Consider the following 18346-nt stretch of genomic DNA (forward strand, 5'->3'; position numbering starts at 1 on the left):
AATTTGTCGATTCCTTTCTGTCTGTAATGTAGTGAAGAAATATTTACCAACTGTTAAAAATTCTAAAGAGCATGTCGATTACTGTCAAGACTTATGCGGTAATCTGAATATGACAAAAAGATTACAAGAAAAAATCAAGGCATAAATTCACACCTTGATTTCCATTTAAATACATATATTTGACGTGGAAAATGAGAAGATTATTCGTATTTAGGAAGATGTGCTGTTGGATTTTAAAAGGCTTTGAGAAAATGACCTTTGTAGTAATTTGGTGATAGGGCCAACTTGACCATCTTGAATCGCAGTTCCATCGAGATGGGTCATCGGTAAAATTTCAATAGTCGTTCCCGTAAAGAAACATTCATCTGCTTGATAAACATCGCGAACGCTGAAAAGCTCTTCTTGTACAGGAAGTTGAAGAGTGTTAGCTAAAGAAAGGACGTACTGACGAATAATGCCGTTTAAAATAAGGTGATTGGCTGGATGCGTATACAGTGTTCCGTTTTTTATGAGAAAAAAGTTAGAGTGGCTACCTTCAGTTACAATACCATTTCGTACGAGAAGTGCTTCTTTACAACCTTTGCGTTCAGCTTTCGTATAAGCTAATACATTTGGTAATAAATTTAGCGATTTAATATCACAGCGAAGCCAGCGTGTATCAGGTTCTGATATAGCACGTACACCATACTCAATCCATAAAGCCGGTCTTTCTTTTTTTGATATATAAGCATAGATTGTTGGGGATGTGTCATATGAGAATGCATGTGAACGAGCTTGTACACCACGAGATACTTGTAAATAAATCGTTCCATCTTCGTGGAAATTATTACTTTCAATTAGTTTGTAGAGTAATATGATCAGTTCTGCTTTTGAGAAAGGGAGTGATAATTCTATTTCATCCATGGAGCGATATAATCTTGTTAAGTGTGGATCTAATAAGTGAAAGTTTCCGTTATAGAGGCGAATAACTTCATAGACACCATCTCCAAATTGTAAGCCTCTTTCTTCAAGTTCTATGTACGCGCGATGTTTTGTTGTATCAATAACTGCATCATTCCATAGTACAAATCTTTCGTATGCCAATTTTCGTCCCATCCTTTCTTTAGTACATGAATAAAAAGCACTCTAGTTATTTTTATGTAAGTAATTCTCTGCATATGGCGTATATGTATTTGTAAATCATAGAGAAGTAGTGGTGATTTACAGCATTTTGTATATACAAATTCGAAAATGAGAAATAAGAATCCTGCTTTTTGAAAAAAAAAAGCAACATTCGTATGGAATGCTGCACAAGGAGGGTAGCTATCTTTCATAGGGACATCGTCTTTAAAGGTTTCATTTATGCAAACAAAACACTTGGAAAGACAATTATAAGAAAGTTGAAAACAAATGCGCATATTTCTCTAAGGGATCTTATTAAAGATGAGAGATAAGAAATATGTGGAACCTTGTTTACATATTTTATTATAAAGATGTTTCGTTAATGTGGTGTAAATATTAGGTGAAGGTTATGTAATTTTAAAGTTAATGTATAGAAGAATTTGTAGAGAGGAAAATAAAAAAGAGGCTGAGATTACTCAGCGCTCTTCTTTTCTTCTTTAATAGCCGTTTTTACCTCGCCAGTTTTGACCTTATTGCTTTCAGAGAAGCGAAGTAAGTCGCCTTCAATAATTTTGTCTGACATATTTAGCTCGTTTTGTGCACGATCAATAAGTGGTTGAGCTTCTTCTTTCGGTAATTGTACAACTTCACCTGTGTTACGATCGTAGAATGTACTGTTTGTGTACATGTACTTATCTGTAATGAAGCTACCGTCACGAAGAACAACGAATCCTTTATTGTCTGGTGAGAATACGTCATGACCGAATTGAATTTGATTCGTAGAATCTACACCAAGTAAGTTTAGAATTGTTGGTTTAATGTCAATTTCACCAGTTGGTTTTGAAATTGTTTTACCTTCTTTTTGACCTGGAACGTGAATAAACATCGGTGTTTTTTGTAAGTTCATATGGTCAAATGTAGTAATTTCTTCTTTTCCTAAGAACTGTGCCATTGCACGGTTATGGTTTTCAGAAATACCATAATGGTCACCGTAGAATACGATAACAGAGTTGTCATAAATACCTTCTGCTTTTAGACGCTCAATAAAGTGTTTCATTGCTTCGTCTAAGTAGCGAGCTGTTACCATATAGCGGTCGAATACACCATCACCAGAGTTGTACGGCTCGATCAATTTCGTACTGTCATCATAAGTGAATGGGTAATGGTTTGTTAAAGTAAGGAAGCGAGTATAGAACGGTTGCTTCACCTGTTTTAACATATCGATAGATTGATCAAAGTATTCGATATCTTTTAGTCCCCAGTTTAATTTTGTTTCTGGCGTAATCTTGTAGTCAAGCTCGTTGTAGTAACGATCATAACCAAGTGCCGGATACATAATATTACGGTTCCAGAATGTTGCGTTGTTTGCGTGGAATACTGATGTGTTATACCCTTGCTGACGCAAAATTTCTGGAGTTGCTGTATATTCGTTATTACCGTGTGTGAAGAATACAGCACCGCGGTCTAGTGGATATAATGAAGTATCTACTAAGAATTCAGCATCAGATGTTTTTCCTTGCCCAGTTTGATGGAAGAAGTTATCGAAGTAATAACTTTCTTTCGCAAATTGGTTTAAGAATGGTGTAACTTCTTGTCCGTTAACTGTCGCACCAATTAAGAATGTTTGTAATGATTCAAGAGAGACAACAATTACGTTTTTCCCTTTTGCAGTACCGAACATATTTGGATCTGGTTTACTTTGTGTTGTTTTCACATAGTTTTCTGCTTCCTGTAATTTACTACTATCCGCAAATGCTTTTTGTGAACTTGATTTTGCTTGTAAGCCAAGATCGTATGCTTGGTGTACATATAATCCTAAGTTTTTAACAAGCATAACGCGGTCGAATGAACGTGTTAATAGTTCTGGACGCTCAGCTTCTGCAAATCCTAGGTTTACGAAGAAAATAGCAATTGTTGACACGAAGTATAGGGAACGCATCGGACGTGCTACACGCTCTGTCGGTGCAAAGTTTTTCTTCTTCTTCAATAGAACGAAGAATACGATAATATCAGCAAATGCAAGGATGATTTTGTAGTTAAATAATTCTTTCACACTAGAACCTAAACTTCCGAAATTAGACGTTTGTCCTAATACTGGTAAAGTAACGAAGTCATTGTAGAATCCGTAGAACATTACGTTACCAACAAGAATGAACGTTAAGATAAAGTTAATTCCTAGTGCTATATAGTTACGTTTTTTCCCTTTTGCAAATAATGCAAGACCCACAAACAGTAATGATGCTGCTAATGGACTAATGAATAAAATGAATTCTTGCATGAAAGATTCAAGTTTTAAATCGAAGCTAGTGCGTGTAATGATGTAGGTTTTTAGCCATACGGCCAAAGCTACGAATAAAGTGAAACGCACATTTTGAAATTGTGATTTCATGGTTTCTTTCATTCATTTCCACCCTTTCTCTATCAGGCTTGGTCGATTTTGGAGCGAAAAATGTTAAAATAAAAAATACATAGTTTTCTTGGCCATAAGTAGAGTTTCTATATTCACCCATATACGACTTTAACTATGCATACCCTTTTTGGTTTCTTGTGCTGCTCATAAGCATAACGTCATTTCTGTATTATACAACAAAATTCATTTCTGAGAAACACTATAACATTTTACATTTTTTGTATGTGATTTGTCACTACCAGAGAAAACTTTATCATTCGTTTATATGTCCGTCAACTAGAAAATATAACAAAGATAGAGCAGAATGTTAAGTGAAAGTGAAAATTTTCATAGTTGAGAAATAAGAAATGGAGATGTGTAATGGGTTGTCTAGAAACCTATTATATGAAGGAAAGTGTATGAAAATTAACGAACACTTGTTCTTTTTAATTTTGTTTGTTACAATAAATGTTCGTTGATAGATTATGTGTAATTTTGATGAACTTTTACTGGTAATATATTGTAGCTTATTTCTTTTGAAAAATAGGGGGGCTTTTACATGAAACAAAAATTTTCAGTTGAAGCGTTTTGGAAAAAAGTAAAACATGTTGCAAAGCAAGCAGGGCAGTCAGTCATTTATGCAAGTTTATTACTGTTTTACGTTTTGCAAAGACCTGATGTTCCAAAACGAGTGAAAATTATTGTAATTGGAGCACTTGCTTATTTTATTGCACCGATTGATGCCATCCCAGATTTTATTGCTGGAGTTGGTTATACGGATGATTTAGGGGCATTAATGGCCGCACTAATACAGGCGTCGTTATATGTCAATGAAGATGTGAAAGATAAGGCACGAGTGAAGTTGGCAGAATGGTTTGGTTCGGATATAGACACATCATTTATCGATCAGAAATTAGATCAATAGGTGAGAACTGTCATAGAGTGACAGGGCGAACGTAAGCGAGGAAGTGCATTATGCCATCAGGAAGAACGCATACGAAAATAAACTTAATATCCCTTCCGGTTGTTTTGTTTCTGCTCTTTTCGTATGGATTAACAAACTTTGATTTTTTATTAACTTTTGCAATTGGATTTTTAGTAGGTACTTCATTTTTAACACCGGATTTAGATACGTACAGTAATGCGTATAATAAATGGGGATTCCTCCGCATTTTTTGGTATCCATATAGGAGCGTAATGCCCCATCGTTCCTTCTTCACACATACGATTATAATTGGTGATATTATTCGTATTGCATACATGTTAATCGTGTTTTCTCCGTTTTTATTCCTATTAAATGTAATAGCACTCGATGGGAATTTAATAGAAATTGCGAAGAAACACGAGGTTGAAATTGTAACGTTTGTAATGGGAATTATTGTGGCGAGTACGCTCCACATTATAGCGGATAAAGCGAATACGCGCCGAAAGAAAATGATGAGAAAAAAGAAGAAACGCAGAAGATAAAGAGAAGGCTCTTATTGCCTGTACATAGCGGGAAAAGGACACTTGCAAATTGCAAGTGTCCTTTTTTAATCAAACGTTTGTTTAAAAGAAAGATTAAGCTTTCAGTACTTTAATACCTTTCACGATGTTCCAAATGAAGTAGTATAAGCTAACGATTCCGCAAATACATAAGACAATCATTGCACCGATTCCAAGTGTTACGTCTGGTTGATCAGATCCGATGCCCATAATTCCTAAAATAACTAATCCAATAAATGTTGCGATACTTGGAATAATGTGTGTCCATAGAGCACGTTTTGCATGTGGTTTTGTTTCAGAATCGCCCACAATCCACACGATAATAGGGAATAAGATAGGGGCAAATAGTACACTAAAGTACGATAAAGCAGCTAATATTTTGTTTCCATTCATATATATCACCTCATAAATAATGTCCGTTGTTATACTATTATTATGCAGTAATTTCTGCAAGCTTACTATCGATGAACATTACAAGAACGTGACGTTTTTGTAAGATTTTTTGTTAAATGATAAAATTTTCAAAAAAATCTTTTTTAATGGAAAATGATATGATAAAGTATAAAAGAAGTTATTGAAAACGTTTTCTCAAACGTTTTTTATTTTTAGACTAAAAGGTATGATGACCTGATAGTCTATTGATGAGGTTATTCTATTTAAAAGGGGATTCTTTAGGGGGAGAGAACAATGAACACATGGACACAAGTTTATGATCCGTTCGGTAATATTTGGATTTCGGCAGCAGTTGCACTTATTCCAATCATCTTTTTTTTCTTAGCTTTAGCAGTTTTCCGCATGAAGGGGTATGTGGCAGGATTTATTACAGTTGTACTTACAATTTTAGTAGCGTTATTTGCTTATAAAATGCCGTTTACGATGGCGATGGCAGCAACCGGGTACGGTTTCTTATATGGATTATGGCCAATTGCTTGGATTATCATTATGTCGGTATTTTTATATAAAATCTCCGTGAAAACAGGTCAATTTGATGTCATTCGTGCATCTGTATTATCTATTACAAACGATCATCGTTTACTCGTTATTTTAATCGGATTTTCATTCGGGGCATTTTTAGAAGGGGCAGCAGGATTTGGTGCACCGGTAGCGATTACGGCAGCGCTTCTTGCAGGTCTTGGGCTAAATCCCTTATATGCAGCAGGTCTTTGTTTAATCGCAAATACTGCACCAGTAGCGTTCGGAGCGATGGGGATTCCGATTACAGTTGCCGGACAAGTAACAGGCATTGATCCACATAAAATTGGACAAATGGCTGGGCATCAATTACCGTTCTTATCTTTATTTGTTCCGTTCTTTATCGTATTTTTAATGGATGGTTTTAAAGGAGTAAGACAAACGTGGCCTGCTTTATTTGTAGCGGGTAGTTCATTTGCAATTACACAGTTTATTACAGCGACGTTTTTAGGACCAGAACTTCCTGATATTACGTCAGCACTTGTAAGTTTAGTAAGTTTATCGTTATTCTTAAAAGTTTGGCAGCCGAAAGAAATTTATCAGTCTAAACAAGCGAATAGTGAAGTGGCGGCAACGACGACGGCGACATCTATGCCGAAACTAACGGTAGGAAAAGTAGTAAAAGCATGGTCTCCGTTCATTATTTTAACTGTGATGGTAGTCATTTGGAGCCAAAGTTTCTTTAAAGCATTATTCGCTCCAGGTGGTGCTTTAGAAAGTCTCGTATTTAAATTTGAAGTTCCAGGTTTGCACAATTTAGTAATGAAAGCAGAGCCAATTGTAAATAAACCAACACCTTATGAAGCAATCCTGAAATTAGATATTTTATCAGCGACTGGAACAGCAATTTTAATTGCTTGTATCATTTCTATCTTTATTTTGAAAATGAGTGCAAAAGATGCGGTAGCAACATTTAAAGAAACGTTAAACGAACTAAAAATGCCAATTCTATCTATTGGATTCGTATTAGGATTCGCATTTATCGCAAACTATTCTGGTCTATCTTCTACATTAGCGTTAGCACTAGCAGGAACTGGAGGACTATTCCCGTTCTTCTCACCATTCTTAGGCTGGATTGGCGTATTTTTAACAGGATCAGATACGTCAGCGAACGCACTGTTCTCGAATTTACAAGCAATTACAGCGCAGCAAGTCGGTGTATCTGAAGTGCTTCTCGTTGCAGCAAATACAACTGGCGGTGTAACAGGTAAAATGATTTCTCCGCAATCGATTGCGATTGCTTGTGCGGCAGTTGGACTTGCTGGGAAAGAGTCAGATTTGTTCCGCTTTACATTAAAGCATAGTTTATTCTTCGTTACTATTGTTGGGATTATGACTTATGTGCAGGCTTATTATTTAACGTGGATGATTCCGTAAACGAAAAAGAAATAACCTTTGCATTTTTCAGATTATCGTGTATGATGGGAAAGTATTGAAAATTAAATCAGTGATAAACTAGGGGTGCCTAACGTATGCGTAGGCTGAGAGAGAAGCGTGTGAACTTCTTAACCCTTTGGACCTGATCTGGCTCGTACCAGCGTAGGGAAGTTAACGGCTTTACATAATTATGTCTTTATGAGCCAGGTCCTTATTTTTTTATGGACCTGGCTCTTTTTATTTTGGCATACGCTGGCCATATCTCGTCCTTGTCACGTACAGGGGGGCAACAAAGGTTATGAAACAGTCTGTTTCAGCTGAGCAAATTGAATTGAAATCGAGTTTACCAGGAAGTAAGAAAGTGTATGTGGATGGGCCACGTGAAGGTATGAAAGTGCCGATGCGTGAGATTGAACAAAGCGATACAAATGGTGTTCCAAACTCGCCCATTCGTGTATACGATACGAGTGGTCCTTATACAGATCCTGAGTATAAAGTGGAGCTGGAAAAGGGGATTCCAACGCCGCGCCACTCTTGGACTGTGGGGCGTGGTGATGTAGAAGGATACGAAGGGCGCGAAGTAAGACCAGAGGATGACGGTGTGAAAGTGGCTTCAAAACATACACCTGTTTTCCCGCAAATGGATCGCAAGCCGCTTAGAGCGAAGCAAGGTGCAAATGTTACGCAAATGCATTATGCGCGTAATGGCATTATTACGTCTGAGATGGAATATGTCGCGATTCGTGAAGGGGTAGAGCCTGAATTTGTTCGTAAGGAGATTGCAGAAGGTCGTGCGATTTTGCCGGCGAACATTAACCATCCTGAAGCGGAACCGATGATAATTGGACGTAATTTTCATGTAAAGGTAAATGCAAATATCGGAAACTCTGCTGTATCGTCTTCTATTGCAGAAGAAGTAGAGAAGATGACGTGGGCGACTCGCTGGGGTGCAGATACGATTATGGATTTATCTACAGGTAAAAACATTCATACAACACGTGAGTGGATTATTCGTAATGCTCCGGTACCAGTTGGAACTGTGCCAATTTATCAAGCGCTTGAAAAAGTAAACGGAATTGCAGAGGATTTAACGTGGGAAGTGTACCGTGATACGTTAATTGAGCAAGCGGAGCAAGGCGTTGATTACTTCACGATTCACGCTGGTGTATTACTTCGTTACATTCCAATTACTGCAAAGCGTATGACAGGTATTGTTTCGCGCGGTGGTTCGATTATGGCGCAGTGGTGTTTATTCCATCATAAAGAAAACTTCCTATATACTCATTTTGAAGAGATTTGTGAAATTATGAAGCAGTACGATGTTTCGTTCTCTCTTGGAGATGGATTACGTCCAGGTTCTATTGCAGATGCAAATGACGAAGCTCAGTTTTCTGAGCTTGAAACACTTGGTGAATTAACAAAAATCGCTTGGAAACATGATGTGCAAGTTATGATTGAAGGACCTGGGCATGTACCGATGCATTTAATTAAAGAAAATATGGAGAAAGAACTTGATATTTGTCAGGGCGCGCCGTTTTATACCCTTGGGCCGTTAACGACAGATATTGCACCAGGTTATGATCATATTACTTCAGCGATTGGTGCTGCGATGATCGGCTGGTTTGGAACGGCGATGCTTTGTTATGTAACTCCGAAAGAACATTTAGGTTTACCGAACAAAGATGATGTTCGCGAAGGGGTTATTACGTACAAAATCGCTGCGCATGCAGCCGATCTTGCGAAAGGGCATAAAACGGCTCATCAGCGTGATGATGCACTTTCAAAAGCACGATTTGAATTCCGCTGGCGCGATCAATTTAATTTATCTTTAGACCCTGAGCGCGCGATGGAGTATCATGATGAAACATTGCCAGCAGAAGGCGCGAAAACAGCTCATTTCTGTTCGATGTGTGGACCAAAGTTTTGTAGTATGAGAATTTCGCATGATATTCGTGAATATGCGAAAGAAAATGATTTAGAAACGACAGAAGCAATTGAAAAAGGAATGAAAGAGAAAGCGGTAGAATTTAAAGAAACTGGTAGTCACTTATATCAATAATACGTTACACCTCTTTACTTGATTGATCACACTGTACCTAACTTAAATATAGAAGAAGCCCCCTTTGCTAAGACGGTAGCAAAGGGGGCTTCTGTTGTCTATAAGGAGAAGAATAAGTGTACCCAGTAGTATAAGAGGAATAATGTGACGACTGTTGTGAGTGGGATTACGATGAGAGATACACTTAAATAATCTTTCCATTTCACTTTAATTTTGTTTTGTCTTAGTATATACATCCAAATGAGGGAAGCTAGCGTACCAATTGGTAACAATAGTGAACCGATGTCACTACCAATGATATTTGCGAGATAGATAGTTTTTAATGTGACTGGATCTAGTCCCATTTCTGTTAACGTAATGGTACCGATCATAAGTGCAGGGTGATTATTGAAGATGTTAGAGAGGATAGATACAAGTCCGCCCATCGCAAAGCTTGCATAGAGTAGATGCTGATTTACAACTGGCTCGAGCCAATTTACAAGTGCTGCTGTTAATCCTGCGTTGTGAAGCCCGTAAATAATTACATACATAGAGAAAGCGAAAATTAAAATGTGCCACGGTGTCTTTTTCAAAATATCGACTGGGTTTGTTCGTAAGTAGTACCATCTCCAGATGAGAAGAACGAGTGAACCGAGTACAGCAACAATTTCAATTGGGATCGATAAGAAGGATGCAACGAATAGAAGACAGCGCATAAGGAAGACGAAGCCTAATACTTTTAACATGAATTTTGTACGTTTTTGTTTCGTATCAACAGAATTTTTTCCTTTTAACGGATGGAAGTTTTTCGTGAAAAAAATCTCTTCAATATCATATGAAGAAACAGGTAGTCTTTTTGGAAGTTTTTTCTTTAAAATTGTATACATGAGCCATGACATAAACAGTAGTCCTAGTGTTGCAGGTACAAACATCATAGCTGTGTGCATATAAAGAGTCATATTAACAATATTTAATGCGATTAAGTTTACGATATTACTTACACCGATTGGTGCACTAGATGCAGTGGCGATTAAAGCACCGCTTAATAAATAAGGGATTTGTTGATGAGGTTTTAATTGAAGGTTTTTCAGAAGTAAAATCAAAATCGGTGTTGTAATTAAAATACTACCGTCGTTATTGAATAAAAGAGTCATAAGAAAACATAATAATTGAATATACCAGTATAAACGGCGACCGGAGCCCTTTGCTAAATTTGCAAGTTTTGCTGCGGACCAGTGGAAGAAGCCGAAGCTTTCTAATATAACCGCCATAACGATGGTCGCTAATATTGTTATAGAGGCACCGCCGATTTTACTTATAATGTCCATGACGTCTGGCTTTGATACAAGTCCAGTAATGAGGATAATGCCAGCGCCGACTGCTGCCGGCCATGCCTCATTTAAGCCACGGGGTCGCCAAAAGACAACAATCATTGTTAAGAAGAATACAATAATAGTAATCCATATTTCAATGCTCATATTTAACCTACCTTTCTATTTCCCTTGAACAAATGTAGCTTGTCTCAAGTTTATATTGCTAGTATATTCAGCAGAAAATAAGAAGAACTAGGCATATAATGGAATGGCGTGAATATGTGTTCTTTGAGCTATAGGACAAGTATCAGTGGTAGGTGTAATAACTATTAGGAGAGACGTCTAATAAATGAGGGGCATTCTATGTACGAATGCCCCTCATTTAGCCCGCTATTTGTGGGCAGTAAGACACCCACCTCAAAACTCGGCTGGAGCAAAGAAGTTAGGTGGGAGCCTTACTGCCCGTAAACGCCCGATTAGTGAAGGCTAATAATCAGTGGGGGATGAAAAAACAAACTGATTAAAGTTTCACTTTATTATTTTTCCTTTAAAAAAGTTCGATCCTTCAAGAATAAATTCCAGAAGAAAATGAATCCGGGTAATAAAATTGCAATCCCGATTGCGTAAAGAATAAGAAGTGCATAGAATGTTTCGACCGTCGTAAAGCTTGTAAATACAGTTACGTCCGGATAAATGATATACGGTAAATGGGCGACGCCGTAAGCGTAGCTTGCAAATGCATATTGAGCGACGACAGCTAAAACTGCAATGCGAGGAAAACCTAGTGTGCTGTACTTCTTATTTGTCCACCAAAGGGAGGAATATCCGATAACAAATAAAATGATAGAGACTGTAAACCATGGGAATTGCTTTATTAGTCCTTGCATAAGCCAGTGTGTTTCAGGGTCCATTACAACGAGAGCAATAATAGCAGTCACGAGCGTTGCAGGACCAAGTATGATGGCATTTCTTCTATAAATTCGGTACGTATCTTCAGAACCTTGTTCCCTAGCAAAATCAGCAAGAAAGAGAGATGATAGAAATAGTTCCGAAGTTAGTCCAAAGAGCATATAACAATAAATAACGGGACTAGAAAGAAGTTTTCCGTAAAGGAGCACTTCTTTTCCTTCAGACATCGTAATATAGGCACCTTCTGTAACGGGCAGAACGGTAATTAATAGAGCTGGGATTAAGAGCCCAGTAATTCCTGAAATAATCCGAAGAAGGTGTTGGTACTTTGGCAGGGAGTAAGCAAATACCATAAATGTACTACGAATCGCAACGAGTACTAAAATTAACATAACTGGTACAAACATAACTGTTGCAAGGGTAAAGGCCGCTTTTGGAAAGAAACCGAGAAAAGCAACAACGACAAAGACAAGAAACGTATTTGTTACTTCCCAAGTTGGTGATAGGTACCGATTAGCAAGCTTGGCAGCAAGCGTCGGGTGTTTAGCATATACCATGCCCCAAAAACCAGCTCCAAAATCAATAGACCCTAGTATGCTATATACGAAAATAAGAGCCCATAAGATGATGATTGCAATGCTTTCCTCATGCACGAGAATCGCCTCCTTCGTGATGTAAATCATTCTTTAACGGATGTTTCTTAAAGAATGTCCGTAGTACAAAGACTGTTAAAATACCGAGTCCAATATATAAAATGATGAATAAAACAAATAAAGGACCGACGAAATCAGCACGTGTGGAAGCATCTACCGTGCGTTGCATGCCATAAATTGTCCATGGCTGACGACCACTACAACTAAAAATCCATCCGAATTCAATACCGAGCAACATAACGGGGCCACAGGCGGCAGCTCCCCAAAGAAGCCACTTCGGTAACTCTACTCCTTTTTTTCGGTAAACAAAGTACCAATATAAGAGGGCAATAGCTGCAACTGCAAAGGTAAAGGCAGCGGTGCCGACCATTAAGTTGAACAGTGTATGTGTGTAAAATGGTGGCCATGTTTCTTGTGGAAATTCCTTTAGACCTTTTACAACGGTGTTAGGGTCTAGTCCCACTAATAAGCTAAGCATATTAGGAATTTCCAGTGCATAGTTTAGTTCAAGTGTGTTAGGATCCACAACCCCGCCAATCGATAAAGGAGCGTGTGATGTCGTTTCAAACAAAGCTTCAGCAGATGCTAGTTTTTCAGGTGAATGTTTATGTAAGGCAATAGCAGATTCGTGTCCTGAAAGCCACATCGTAGCACCTGTGATAAATGTAACGACAAGCCCTAACAGTAATCCCTTTTTATGGTAAGCAATTTCATGTGTACTTAAATTTTTCTTTAATAATTTAAATCCAGCGATAGAAGCGATAACAGCTGCTCCGGTTGTATAGGCTGTAATAACGACGTGGAATGCACTTGTGCCAAAGCTCGGATTAAAGAAAGCTTTCCACGGATCAACGTTAAAAACTGAGCCATCTGGACCCATTGAAAAGCCCGCAGGTGTATTCATCCATGTATTTGCTGATGTAATAAGCACGGCGGATGCAGTGGCACCAATCATAACGAAAAATAGCGAGATTAATCTCATAACTGGAGGTAGTTTATCAGCCGCATATACATAAATAGACATGAATAAAGCCTCTAAAAAGAAGGCGAAAATCTCAATTTGAAATGGAACGGAAATAACTTGTCCAACAATTTTGGCGAAACCAGGCCAAAGAAGTGAAATTTGTACACCAACAATTGTTCCAGTTGGAATTGCTACACCGAGAAGGATAGCAAAAGCCTTTGTCCATCTTTTTGCCATAATGGCATAGTCAGAATCTTTCTTCCAGTGATACAATATTTCACTTATAAAAATCATTAAAGAAAGTCCGACTCCAAGCGTTGCAAAGATGATGTGGAATGCCAATGAAGAACCAAAAAATGCCCTTGCTAATGTTACGGTATCCATATGTATACTCCTCTTCTTTTTTGCCATTATTTTCTGATTGAATTGGAAGATTTATTCAAAAAACTGCCAAAAATATATATGTATTTAAAAAAGGGAACATGGTAATGTTGTTTTTAAATATTCTAAAAAGAAAGAAATTTTTATTGGGTAATATTTTGTTTGTTTTTTATGGAGGAATATTTTATAATCTTCTATGCGAACATAAGTTCCATCTCGGCGTGTTACGTTTGTGAAATGAAGAAGTTTATGTGAAATGGAGAGGGTGTCTTATGTATCCTGAAGTCATTAAAAAGATGGCATTTTCAAAAGAGCATAGAGATTTATTATTAAAGTTATATAATAAAGAAATTACGCGTCGTGAATATGATCGACTTGTGGAATCGCTATATAGACCTTCTAAAGAGGCTTGCGAAGGATAAGGTGGGAGAGACAATCTAAAGGATTGTCTTTTTTATATTTGCGTATGTTCTGGTAAAATTAAGGTTAGCCTTAAAAGGAGGTGAAAAGCTTGCGAAAACGTTTATATATAGGGATTGGGGTTATTCTTTTAATCGCTTTAGGTGGAGTTGTATTTTGGTCAGCTTTACAAGGAAATCGCACCGAGCATTTTATTTTAAGGCATATGATAAATGAAAATGGAACACTTGCAACGTATCGCTTAGAGGATACAAAGGCAGGTAAGGGTGAAGCGAAGGGCCGTGAAGCTTTATCAGAATCTGCAGGGTTATGGCTACAATATACACTTGATAAAGATGATCAAGCTTTATTTGATGAACAAGTGAAGGTTATTCAAAATAACTTTGTACACAAGGACCACATCGTTTTATGGAAAATCTCTGAAAAGGGAGAAATGCAGTCAGCTACTAATGCACTTATCGATGATCTTCGTATTATAGAACAATTATATCGTGCTTATGAAATATATAAGGAAGATCGCTATAAAAACCTTGCAGATCAATTGAGTGATTCTGTACTTCGTTATAATAAAAAAGGTAATTATTACGTTGATTATTACGATGCAGATGCAGGGAAACAAAATAACTTTGCAACAACATCTTACATAAATCCGCATGCATTCTCTTATATGAAAAAGTATGGAAAAATTTCTGCACAGCAGTATCAGGAAGTTGTTCAGTTTTTAGCGGATTATCCGAGAAACGACTGGGCATTCCCGAAAGAGTATAAAGAAGATGGTACATTTACGTACGATAAAGAAGTGAATCTTATTGATCAATCATACGTTGCTTATCATCGCAGTTTAGGCGGTCTTTCATCAGACGCTTATTTGGAATTCATAAAGAAGAAATTTCGCGAAGACGGAAAGTTATACGGACGTTATAACTTAGAAACGGGAAAACAAGCTGTGAACTATGAATCACCAGCATCTTACGGATTAACAATTTTGTACGTACTACAAACAGGTGATACAAAGTTTGCAAAGGAATTGTATGAGCGGATGACTACTTTCCGAAATGATAATGTATTTAGTAGATATTATGGTGGATATGTAACAGGTGAGAATAATAATACACATATTTTCGATAACGTACTACCGCTTTTGGCTGAAATGGAATTGGAGAAGAGTAAGAAGTAAAAGGTGCCACGCTATGGGTATGGCACCTTTTATTTGTGTCGTTATTTGTTGATAAATAGATATTCCTTGTCGAAACGTCGATATATTTGAAGTTATGATTGATATATTTGAAAAAACGTCGATATAATTTCATGTACTAATATTGGAGAAGTAATCAATCACGAATTCACGAAATTGCTGGGCAGTTTTTGATAAGTAACGTTTCTTCGACCAACTTAAGCCAATGGTTCGCTCGCAATTAGGTTCAATAATACGTAACTTATTTGGTGCTAAAGTAGAGTTTTTTAATAAAGTTAAGCTTGGAACAAATGCAACGCCGAGACCTTGCTTAATGAGGTCGCTAATCACGGTTGGTTCATCTACTTCAAAAGCGATATGCGGAGTGAAACCAGCTTCTTTACAAAATTCATCTGTTAAGTGCCGAAATCCGTACCCAGTGTTCATACTAATGAACGGTTCGTCTTTTACTTCATGTAGATGAATACTTTCGCGGTTTGATAACCGATGGCCTGAAGGAACGACTAAGAAAATTTCTTCTGTAATAAGTGGTTCCCAAACTATTTCCTCTCCTTCAATTGGCACAGATGAGATACAAAAGTCGATTTCCATATTATCTAGTTGTCTTTTCATAGAAGGAGTAGATGCGAGAAATTGCTGGAATCGAACATTAGGATGTTCTAGTAAAAAAGAACCGAGTAGTTCTGGTAATATTCTCGGAATAGAAACGGCAAGTGTAATAGAGCCTTGTTGTAATTCAGCTAAATCTTTAATTTCTCGTTCTCCTTCACTTAATTCATGAAAAATACGTTCTACTCGTTTTAAAAATACTTTCCCGAAGGAGTTTAATATAATCTGTCGACCTTGGCGATCAAATAATGGAACGCCTAAGTCCTTTTCTAGTCTAGCAATTGTTTTGCTGAGTGAAGGCTGCGCGATATGCAATTCTTCAGCTGCTTTTGTCATATGTTCTAATCGTGCAACTACTTGGAAATATTTTAATTGAAGAAGTTCCATCATAAATCTCCTTTTCATAGACCAGAAGGAATGGATTGATAATTAAAGATGTATTATACAGTATGGAAAGTGACGTGTATAGTAAATCTGTTAAACCAGTCGAAGGTTGTTAAATTAGAAGAAGGAGCATGTTTCATGAAGGGGATTCAACTTATATTTAAAGATTGGAAGGCAATGTGGCACCATAAACATGGACGTATCGCTTTAATTTTCTTATTAATCGTTCCTTTAATTTATTCAGGGTTCTTTTTAGCTGGATATTGGGATCCATATGGAAGGTTAGATAAATTACCTGTTGCAGTTGTTAATTTAGATAAGGGTGCTGTAATGGATGAAAAAACAATTCGTGCAGGAGACGATTTTGTTAAAAATTTAAAAGAAAATAAGGAACTAGCTTTCCATTTCGTATCAGAAAAAAATGCAGATGAAGGGCTAAAAGAAGATAAATATTATATGGTTGTTACGATTCCAGAGGATTTCTCCAAAAGGGTAAGTACACTAATGGATGAGAAACCAGAGCCGGCACAGTTGCAGTACAAAGTAAATCCAGGTAAAAACTTTGTAGCAGCTCAAATTGGAACGACAGCTGTTGAAAATATGAAAACGAAAATCTCAAATAGCATTACGAAATCTTATACAGAAGGTGTCTTTTCAAAGTTTCAAGATTTGGCACAAGGGTTGAGTGATGCAAGTAACGGTGCTGGGAAGTTACATGAAGGAACGACGGATGCAAAAAATGGGGCGAATCAGCTTGCAGATGGTATTAATCGTTTAAGTGACGGGACAGTGAAGTTGAAAGAAGGAAGTGGTAAGCTTGCCTCTAGCCAATCGGCGTTAACAGGGGGAGCAAATGAGCTTAGTCAGGGAGCGACATCACTTCATAATGGTATGGAGCTGCTAGCACAGGGTGAGAAGTCTTTACAATCAGGAGTTAATGAATTAAGTGCTGGCACGAATGAATGGGTGAGTGGAAGTGAGAAACTTGCTGAGGGACAAGCAAAAGTAGATAATGCAGCCAATAGTGTAAAACAACAATTAGAAGAGTACGTGAAGAATCATCCAGAAGCACAGCAAGACCCTGAGTTACAGAAAATCATTGCTACTTCTAACGGATTGGCTAAAGTAACAAATACATTAAACGCTAGCCAACAACAATTGACGCAATTTGCGAAGAAAATAGCAGATGGTCAACATAAGATCGAAGAAGGCATGAATACATTCGGAGTTAAGTTAAATGAAGCTACTGCTGGAACGAAAAAGATAGCAGATGGTACTTCGAATTTAGCTGATGGATTTACAAAGTGGGGAAATGGATTTACATCCTTACAAGAAGGTGTAAATCAGCTTGCAAGTGGTGGAACGGAGCTAAATAACGGTGCTGAGAAGTTAACGAACGGACTTGTTAAACTTGAAGATGGTGCGAAAGAACTTTCCACGAAATTGGGAGAGGGCGCAGAGAAGATAGCGGATGTTCGCAATGATGATGCACGCAATACGATGTTCTCAGAGCCAGTTCAATTAGTGAAATCGACAGTTTCTGACGTGCCTAATTACGGTTCAGGAATTGCGCCATATTTCTTATCCCTTGCATTTTATGTTGGTGGAATTATGGCATCAAATATTTTACCTCTTGGACGTAGACAAAATATGAAGGTAAGCGGGACGGTACATTTTATCAATAAGTTAGGATTAGTATATTTAATTGGACTCATTCAAGCACTACTTGTAGATGTGGTTGTGTTAGGAGTTATGAAATTAGAAGTTGCAAGTGTATCACTCTTTGTTTTATCAAGTATTGTCATTTCCTTTACATTCATGACGTTTATTCTTATGTTAGTAACGGTATTCGGCATTGTTGGGAAGTTCGCAGCGGTAACGCTTCTCGTTCTTCAATTAGCGACGAGCGGAGGTACTTTCCCAGGAGAGTTAAATATAGCGGTGCTTAGCAAAATTGGGCAGTTTCTCCCAATGTCGCATTCTCTTAGAGGATTACAAGATGTTATTTCTTTAGGGGATTGGTCTCAATTACGAATACAAATTTTAATTTTATTATGCTATCTCGTTATCGCTGGTGGAATCACATGGGTTACGAGTCATATACAGCATAAGGAAACGAATGCAGAGCAAGTTTTATAATATAAAGAAGCTATCCG

General features: G+C 37.5%; 14 protein-coding genes and 1 riboswitch. Of the genes, 7 read left to right on the forward strand and 7 right to left on the reverse strand.

Going from position 1 to position 18346, the window contains the following annotated elements; translation table 11 throughout:
• Positions 1 to 210: 210 nt before the first annotated feature.
• Together QCI75_RS01345 and QCI75_RS01350 are read right to left on the reverse strand one after the other, a co-directional pair.
• The gene (locus QCI75_RS01345) at positions 211 to 1095 is read right to left on the reverse strand and encodes a D-amino-acid transaminase (RefSeq protein WP_144505091.1); all 885 of its coding nucleotides are present in this window, start codon (positions 1093 to 1095) and stop codon (positions 211 to 213) included.
• 478 nt (positions 1096 to 1573) lie between these two features.
• On the reverse strand, positions 1574 to 3502 hold the full coding sequence (locus QCI75_RS01350) for an LTA synthase family protein (RefSeq protein WP_144505089.1): 1929 nt from the start codon (positions 3500 to 3502) through the stop codon (positions 1574 to 1576).
• A gap of 547 nt (positions 3503 to 4049) precedes the next feature.
• Between QCI75_RS01350 and QCI75_RS01355 the strand changes: the two genes are divergently transcribed.
• Together QCI75_RS01355 and QCI75_RS01360 are read left to right on the forward strand one after the other, a co-directional pair.
• Positions 4050 to 4415, forward strand: a complete 366-nt coding sequence (locus QCI75_RS01355) for a YkvA family protein (protein ID WP_144505085.1) — start codon at positions 4050 to 4052, stop codon at positions 4413 to 4415.
• A 50-nt stretch (positions 4416 to 4465) separates the two neighbouring features.
• Complete coding sequence (locus QCI75_RS01360; RefSeq protein WP_098776058.1) at positions 4466 to 4957, forward strand: metal-binding protein; 492 nt, start codon at positions 4466 to 4468, stop codon at positions 4955 to 4957.
• A gap of 93 nt (positions 4958 to 5050) precedes the next feature.
• Here QCI75_RS01360 and QCI75_RS01365 read toward each other — a convergent pair whose 3' ends face one another.
• Complete coding sequence (locus tag QCI75_RS01365) at positions 5051 to 5368, reverse strand: magnetosome magnetite crystal formation protein family (protein ID WP_144505082.1); 318 nt, start codon at positions 5366 to 5368, stop codon at positions 5051 to 5053.
• 294 nt (positions 5369 to 5662) lie between these two features.
• Between QCI75_RS01365 and lldP the strand changes: the two genes are divergently transcribed.
• Together lldP and thiC are read left to right on the forward strand one after the other, a co-directional pair.
• Positions 5663 to 7324 (forward strand): L-lactate permease, encoded by a 1662-nt coding sequence (gene lldP / locus QCI75_RS01370; protein WP_144505080.1) that lies wholly within the window; start codon positions 5663 to 5665, stop codon positions 7322 to 7324.
• A 70-nt stretch (positions 7325 to 7394) separates the two neighbouring features.
• Positions 7395 to 7510, forward strand: a riboswitch (TPP riboswitch).
• Between the two features lie 112 nt (positions 7511 to 7622).
• Complete coding sequence (thiC, locus tag QCI75_RS01375) at positions 7623 to 9383, forward strand: phosphomethylpyrimidine synthase ThiC (RefSeq protein WP_144505078.1); 1761 nt, start codon at positions 7623 to 7625, stop codon at positions 9381 to 9383.
• Positions 9384 to 9481: 98 nt separating this feature from the next.
• On the opposite strand, the gene QCI75_RS01380 is transcribed toward thiC, so the two are convergent.
• The 3 genes from QCI75_RS01380 to cydA all read right to left on the reverse strand — a co-directional run bounded on the left by QCI75_RS01380 (position 9482) and on the right by cydA (position 13585).
• Complete coding sequence (locus QCI75_RS01380) at positions 9482 to 10840, reverse strand: arsenic transporter (RefSeq protein WP_144505076.1); 1359 nt, start codon at positions 10838 to 10840, stop codon at positions 9482 to 9484.
• Between the two features lie 371 nt (positions 10841 to 11211).
• Entirely contained in the window at positions 11212 to 12237 is a 1026-nt protein-coding gene (locus QCI75_RS01385; protein WP_070168177.1) for a cytochrome d ubiquinol oxidase subunit II, read from the reverse strand.
• A complete protein-coding gene (gene cydA, locus QCI75_RS01390) occupies positions 12230 to 13585 on the reverse strand; it encodes a cytochrome ubiquinol oxidase subunit I (RefSeq protein ID WP_144505074.1) in 1356 nt (451 codons plus the stop codon). The genes QCI75_RS01385 and cydA overlap by 8 nt, the downstream gene beginning before the upstream one ends.
• Before the next feature lie 269 nt (positions 13586 to 13854).
• On the opposite strand from cydA, the gene QCI75_RS01395 reads away from it, so the two are divergent.
• Both QCI75_RS01395 and QCI75_RS01400 read left to right on the forward strand, forming a co-directional pair.
• The gene (locus QCI75_RS01395) at positions 13855 to 14004 is read left to right on the forward strand and encodes a hypothetical protein (protein WP_002174240.1); all 150 of its coding nucleotides are present in this window, start codon (positions 13855 to 13857) and stop codon (positions 14002 to 14004) included.
• 89 nt (positions 14005 to 14093) lie between these two features.
• The gene (locus QCI75_RS01400) at positions 14094 to 15179 is read left to right on the forward strand and encodes a transcriptional regulator (protein ID WP_144505072.1); all 1086 of its coding nucleotides are present in this window, start codon (positions 14094 to 14096) and stop codon (positions 15177 to 15179) included.
• A gap of 129 nt (positions 15180 to 15308) precedes the next feature.
• Here the strand turns inward: QCI75_RS01400 and QCI75_RS01405 are convergent, their stop codons facing one another.
• Positions 15309 to 16193, reverse strand: a complete 885-nt coding sequence (locus QCI75_RS01405; RefSeq protein ID WP_144505070.1) for a LysR family transcriptional regulator — start codon at positions 16191 to 16193, stop codon at positions 15309 to 15311.
• 135 nt (positions 16194 to 16328) lie between these two features.
• Between QCI75_RS01405 and QCI75_RS01410 the strand changes: the two genes are divergently transcribed.
• A complete protein-coding gene (locus QCI75_RS01410; RefSeq protein ID WP_353759882.1) occupies positions 16329 to 18329 on the forward strand; it encodes a YhgE/Pip family protein in 2001 nt (666 codons plus the stop codon).
• Positions 18330 to 18346: the final 17 nt, after the last annotated feature.

The organism is Bacillus cereus group sp. RP43, assembly GCF_040459645.1.
Lineage (GTDB): Bacteria > Bacillota > Bacilli > Bacillales > Bacillaceae_G > Bacillus_A > Bacillus_A mycoides_C.